5 protein-coding genes are annotated in these 6,356 nt (G+C 63.6%); all 5 read right to left on the bottom strand.

Annotated features, from left to right (window positions below; all coding sequences use genetic code 11):
• A partial coding sequence (locus ENZ75_RS16925; RefSeq protein WP_128278194.1) for an SDR family NAD(P)-dependent oxidoreductase occupies window positions 1-430 on the bottom strand: 430 nt, incomplete at its 3' end.
• Window positions 427-945 carry a hypothetical protein gene (locus ENZ75_RS16920; RefSeq protein ID WP_063169538.1) on the bottom strand — a complete coding sequence of 173 codons (519 nt, stop codon included), beginning with the start codon at window positions 943-945 and terminating at the stop codon, window positions 427-429. The genes ENZ75_RS16925 and ENZ75_RS16920, both read right to left, overlap by 4 nt.
• 59 nt (window positions 946-1,004) lie before the next feature.
• A complete protein-coding gene (odhB, locus tag ENZ75_RS16915) occupies window positions 1,005-2,279 on the bottom strand; it encodes a 2-oxoglutarate dehydrogenase complex dihydrolipoyllysine-residue succinyltransferase (protein WP_063169539.1) in 1,275 nt (424 codons plus the stop codon).
• A 47-nt stretch (window positions 2,280-2,326) separates the two neighbouring features.
• Window positions 2,327-5,314 (bottom strand): 2-oxoglutarate dehydrogenase E1 component, encoded by a 2,988-nt coding sequence (locus ENZ75_RS16910; protein WP_027163286.1) that lies wholly within the window; start codon window positions 5,312-5,314, stop codon window positions 2,327-2,329.
• 128 nt (window positions 5,315-5,442) lie between these two features.
• Window positions 5,443-6,345 carry a succinate--CoA ligase subunit alpha gene (gene sucD, locus ENZ75_RS16905; RefSeq protein ID WP_013528849.1) on the bottom strand — a complete coding sequence of 301 codons (903 nt, stop codon included), beginning with the start codon at window positions 6,343-6,345 and terminating at the stop codon, window positions 5,443-5,445.
• Window positions 6,346-6,356 lie beyond the last annotated feature (11 nt).

Raw genomic sequence — 6,356 nt, 5'->3', positions numbered from 1 at the left:
TGTTGACGAGGGATCCGCCCGACCCGCCATGACGGGTCGACATGCGCTTCACCGCCTCGCGGGCGCAGAGGAACGAGCCGACGACATTGATGCGCATCATGCGCTCCAGCCGCGAAACATCCATCTCGTCGACGCGCGCCTTGACGTCGACGATGCCGGCATTGTTGACGAAGGCATCGAGCCGTCCATAGGCGCGGTCGACGGCCTCGAACATGGCCACGATATCGGACTCCTTGCCGACATCGCCCTTGACCGCGAAAGCCTCGCCGCCGGCGGCCTCGATCTCGGCGACCAGCGCCTTGGCGGCCTCCTGGTTCGAAGCGTAGTTGACCGCGACCCGGTAGCCGGCCTTCGATCCGAGCCGGCAGATCGCGGCGCCGATGCCGCGGCTGCCGCCGGTGACCAGCAGCACCTTTTGCGTCCCGCTCATTCCTGGCATCCCTTCAAGGCAAACACATCCCACGGCACTTTCGAAAATCCGCTGCCGCCATAGGCGCTGGATTGGCGCAACGCCGACCCGAGGTCCGGCAGGATCAGCGTCTTCGGCGCTTCGACGCCTTCAGCCGGCAGCAGTCCGATGTTGCCCTTTTCATCCGCCGTGTAGATGACGCCGTGCCAGGGCGTGCAGGCGGCAAGCTCCTCGCCGGTGACGTCGCCCTCGGGGCATTTGTGCATCAGCGCACCGTTCGGCCGCGATACGCCTTCATTCCACATGACGATGCCGTTGAGCACCACATCATTGTCGAGAATCATGCGGAAGGTGTTGGTGACGGTCGCCGAGGTGCCGGTCGGCGTGAAGTCGATCTCGCTGCCGCTCTGTGTATCGCCATAGACAGCGAGCTCGATCGGACAGGCGGCGTGAGCGCCGGCAGCGGCCAGCACCATGCCGGCCGCGATCGATGCGATCGAAAGCACCTTGGAAAGGCTAAGGGAACGGGTCGTCATTCTGCCGCGCAGATCCCTTCCTCCGGCACACATTCCAACAGCCGGATCAGCACCAGACCTCAGAGATCAAGCACCAGCCGTTCCGGATCCTCCAGGCTTTCCTTGACGCGGACCAGGAAGGTCACCGCTTCCTTGCCGTCGACGATGCGGTGATCGTAGCTGAGCGCCAGGTACATCATCGGCCGGATCACGATCTGGCCGCCCACTACGACCGGCCGGTCCTGGATCTTGTGCATGCCCAGAATGCCCGACTGCGGCGCGTTTAGGATCGGCGTCGACATCAGCGACCCGTAGACGCCACCGTTGGAAATCGTAAACGTGCCGCCCTGCATGTCGGCGACCGACAGCTTGCCGTCGCGCGCGGCGATGCCCAGCCGGCCGATGTCCTTCTCGATCTCGGCGATCGACATCTGGTCGGCATCGCGCACCACCGGCACGACAAGGCCCTTTTCGGTGCCCACGGCGACGCCGATATGGGCATAGTTCTTGAAGATGATGTCGGTGCCGTCGATCTCGGCATTGACCGAGGGGATTTCCTTCAGGGCGTGGGTGACGGCTTTGGTGAAGAAGCCCATGAAGCCGAGCTTCACGCCGTGCTTCTTCTCGAACACGTCCTTGTACTTGGTGCGCAGCGCCATCACCGCTGACATGTCGACCTCGTTGAAGGTGGTCAGCATGGCTGCGGTCGACTGCGCTTCCTTGAGGCGGCGCGCGATGGTCTGGCGCAATTTGGTCATGCGCACGCGCTCCTCGCGCGATGCATCGTCGCCCGCGGACGGCGCCCGCACGGCAACCGGTGCCGGTGCTGCTTTCGGTGTCTCGGCCGGCTGCGACGGCGCGCCCTTGGAGATGGCGTCGAGCACGTCACCTTTCAGCACCTGGCCGCGCTTTCCCGAACCGGAGATCTGGTCGACCGAGAGATTGCTTTCGGCGATCAGTTTCGCCGCGGCCGGTGCCGGTGGCATGGTGCGCGGCTCGACCGGGCCGGCATCGCCGGCGATCTTGGCGGTCTCGGCCGCGGCCTGCTTGCCGGTCGATGCCGCATCCGGCGACGAGGCCTGCGACACCGCTTGCGGCTTCGTGGCGGGAGCCGCGCCGCCTGCCGAAATCGACCCCAGCAGCGCGCCGACACCGACCGTCTCGCCTTCCTTGACGGTGATCTCACCCAGCGTGCCGGCGGCGGCGGCAGGCACCTCCACCGTCACCTTGTCGGTCTCGAGCTCGACCAGCGGTTCATCGGCGGCGATTGTATCGCCAACCTTCTTGAACCATTTGCCGACGGTCGCTTCAGTGACGGATTCGCCGAGAGTGGGAACGCGGATTTCGGTAGCCATTGTGCCTGTCCGTTTTCTTTCGGTTCTGTTGTTCGCCCAGATCTTCTCTATTCACCAAGCGCGTCTTCGAGCAAGGCGGCGAGCTGGGCGAGATGCTTCGACATCAGTCCGGTCGCCGGCGAGGCGGCGGCCGGACGGCCGGTGTAGCGCACCCGCTGATGCTTGGCGTCGATATGCGCCAGCACCCATTCCAGATACGGGTCGATGAACGACCAGGCGCCCATGTTCTTGGGCTCCTCCTGGCACCACACCATCTCGGCATTGCGGAACCGCGACAGTTCGGTGATCAGCGCCTTGGCCGGGAACGGGTAAAGCTGCTCGACGCGCAGCAGATAGATGTCGTTGATGCCGCGCTTCTCGCGCTCCTCATAGAGGTCGTAATAGACCTTGCCCGAACACAGCACGACGCGGCGGATCTTGGAATCCTTGACCAGCTTGATCGCTTGTCCGGAAAGCAGCTGCGCATCGTCCCACAGCAACCGGTGGAACGAGCTTTCGCCCGAAATTTCCGGCAGCGTCGACACCGCGCGCTTGTGGCGCAGCAGCGACTTCGGCGTCATCAGAATCAGCGGCTTGCGGAAGTCGCGCTTCAGCTGCCGGCGCAATATGTGGAAGTAGTTGGCCGGCGTGGTGCAGTTGGCGACTTGCATGTTGTCTTCGGCGCAAAGCTGCAGGAAGCGTTCGAGCCGGGCCGAGGAATGTTCCGGACCCTGGCCTTCATAGCCATGCGGCAAGAGGCAGACGAGGCCCGACATTCTGAGCCACTTGCGTTCGCCTGACGAGATGAACTGGTCGAACACCACCTGGGCGCCGTTGGCGAAGTCGCCGAACTGCGCTTCCCACAAGGTCAACGCCTTTGGCTCGGCCAGGCTGTAGCCGTATTCGAAGCCCAGAACCGCCTCTTCCGACAGCATCGAGTTGATGACTTCGTAGCCGGCCTGAGCCGCCGACAGATTGTTGAGCGGGATGTAGCGGGTCTCGTCGCGCTGGTCGTAGAGCACGGAATGGCGCTGCGAGAAGGTGCCGCGTTCGGAATCCTGCCCCGACAGGCGGATCGGATTGCCGTCGAGCAGGATGGCGCCGAAGGCCAGCGCCTCGGCCGTCGACCAGTCGATGCCTTCGCCGGACTCGATCGCCTGGCGGCGGTTTTCGAGGAAGCGGATGATCGTCTTGTGCGCCTCGAAGTCCTTCGGCACCTCGGTCAGCTTCCTGCCGATTTCCTTCAGTGTCTTGACCGGCACGGCGGTCTTGCCGCGCCGCTGTTCGTCCTGGTTGTCGGCAGTGCGCAGGCCCGACCAGGCGCCGTCGAGCCAGTCAGCCTTGTTGGGCTTGTAGTGCTGGCCGACTTCCCATTCGGATTCCAGATGCGCCCGCCAGTCGGCTTTCAACTGGTCGAGCTCGGCCTGGGTGAGGTGACCCTCGGCGATCAGCCGGTCGCCATAGATCTGCACCGTCGTCTTGTGGTTGCGGATGTTGCGGTACATGATCGGCTGGGTGAAGGCCGGTTCGTCGCCCTCATTGTGGCCGAAGCGGCGATAGCAGAACATATCGACCACAACAGGCTTGAAAAACTTCATGCGAAACTCGATCGCCACCTTGGTGGCGTGCACCACGGCTTCCGGGTCGTCGCCATTGACGTGGAAGATCGGTGCTTCGATCATCTTGGCGACGTCGGACGGATAGGGCGAGGAGCGCGAAAAGCGCGGGTTGGTGGTGAAACCAATCTGGTTGTTGATGATGAAATGCAGCGTGCCGGCGACGCGGTGGCCGCGCAGGCCGGACAGGCCGAGGATCTCGGCGATCACGCCCTGACCGGCGAAGGCGGCATCGCCATGCAGCAAGAGCGGCAGCACCTTGGCGCGCTCTTCCAGCGGCACGATTTCCTCGCGGCTGCGGCCGAACAGATAATCCTGCTTGGCGCGCGCCTTGCCCATCACCACCGGATCGACGATTTCCAGATGCGAGGGGTTGGCGGTCAAGGACAGATGCACCTTGTTGCCGTCGAACTCGCGGTCCGACGAGGCGCCGAGATGGTACTTGACGTCGCCCGAGCCTTCGACCTCATCGGGTGCCGCAGAGCCGCCCTTGAACTCGTGGAAGATGGCGCGGTGCGGCTTGGCCATCACCTGGGAGAGCACGTTCAGCCGGCCGCGATGCGCCATGCCGAGCACGATTTCCTTCATGCCGAGCTGGCCGCCGCGCTTGACGATCTGCTCCAGCGCCGGGATCAGCGCCTCACTGCCATCGAGGCCGAAGCGCTTGGTGCCCTTGTACTTGACGTCGATGAACTGCTCGAAGCCTTCAGCCTCGACCAGCTTCTGCAGGATCGCCTTCTTGCCGGCGGCGGTGAAGGTGATCTCCTTGTCGGCACCCTCGATGCGCGCCTGGATCCAGGCCTTTTCCTCAGGGTCGGAAATATGCATGAACTCGACGCCGAGCGTGGAGCAATAGGTGCGGGTCAGGATTTCCAGCATCTGCCGGATGCTGCCGAATTCAAGCCCCAGCACATTGTCGAGGAAGATCGGCCGGTCGTAATCGGCTTCGGTGAAGCCGTAGTTTTCCGGCGACAGCTCGTTGTAATCCTCGAGCGGCTTGGCGATGCCGAGCGGATCGAGATTGGCGTGCAGATGGCCGCGCATGCGGTAGGCGCGGATCATCATGATGGCGCGCACCGAATCGCGCGTCGCCTGGTGCACGTCGGCGTCGGACAGGACGACGCCATTGGTGACCGCCTTGTCCTTGACCTTCTTTTCGATCGTCTTCTCGACGATGCCCCAATTGCCGTCGAGCGCCGACACCAGTTCGCCATTGGCCTGCAGCGGCCAGGAGGGCTTGGCCCAGGAGGCGCCCTTGGCGTTCCTGCGCACATCGCCGGAATCGTCTTTCAGCCCGGCGAAGAACTCCTGCCATTCGGGATTGACCGAGGCTGGATCGTCCTCATAGGCGGCATAAAGCGCGTCGATGTAATCGGCATTGCCGCCATAGAGGAAAGAGGTGAGAGAAAATTGGTCGTTGGCCTGATCTTGTCTTGCCATTTTTGTCCGCGGAGCCCGGCTCCGTCTCCTGTTTTTGGAGGGGAGTAGGGGAATAAGGGAATAGGGGAGCAGGGCTTTTTGCCGCTGCTATTTTCCCTACTGCCCTACTCCCTTACTCCCCTACTCCCTTACCCTTTGATCGCTTCGACCAAGGTCGTGCCCAGCCTTGCCGGCGACGGCGAAACTTTTATCCCGGCCGATTCCATCGCCGCGATCTTGTCTTCGGCGCCGCCCTTGCCGCCGGAGATGACCGCGCCGGCGTGGCCCATGGTGCGGCCGGCCGGCGCCGTGCGCCCGGCGATGAAGCCGGCCATCGGCTTCTTGCGGCCACGCTTGGCTTCGTCCTTGAGGAACTGCGCGGCGTCTTCCTCGGCCGAACCGCCGATCTCGCCGATCATGATGATCGACTTGGTCTCCTCGTCGGCGAGGAACATCTCGAGCATGTCGATGAACTCGGTGCCTTTGACGGGGTCGCCGCCAATGCCGACGGCGGTGGTCTGGCCGAGGCCGACATTGGTGGTCTGGAACACTGCCTCATAAGTAAGCGTTCCCGACCGCGAAACAACGCCGACCGAGCCCTTGCGGAAGATGTTTCCGGGCATGATGCCGATCTTGCATTCGTTGGGCGTCAGCACGCCCGGGCAGTTCGGGCCGATCAGCCGCGAGGTCGAACGGTCGAGCCTGGCCTTGACCCTGATCATGTCCATCACCGGTATGCCTTCGGTGATGCAGATGATCAGCGGGATCTCGGCCTCGATCGCTTCGAGGATGGCTTCGGCGGCGCCTGCCGGCGGCACATAGACGACGGACGCATTGGCACCGGTCTTTTCCTTGCCCTCGGCGACGGTGGCGAAGATCGGCAGGCTTTCGCCCTTCGCGCCGGTCCACGTCTCGCCACCCTTCTTGGGATGGATGCCGCCGACCATTTTCGTGCCGTGATAGGCCAGCGCCTGTTCGGTGTGGAACGTGCCGGTCTTGCCGGTCAGGCCCTGCACCAGCACCTTGGTGTTCTTGTCGACGAGGATGGACATGGGAGCCCTTT

Origin of the sequence: Mesorhizobium sp. M7A.F.Ca.CA.002.04.1.1 (assembly GCF_004022805.1) — a bacterium.
Lineage (GTDB): Bacteria > Pseudomonadota > Alphaproteobacteria > Rhizobiales > Rhizobiaceae > Mesorhizobium > Mesorhizobium ciceri.
Note: the sequence above shows the minus strand (reverse complement) of the source record. Positions and strands in the feature narration are given on the sequence as shown.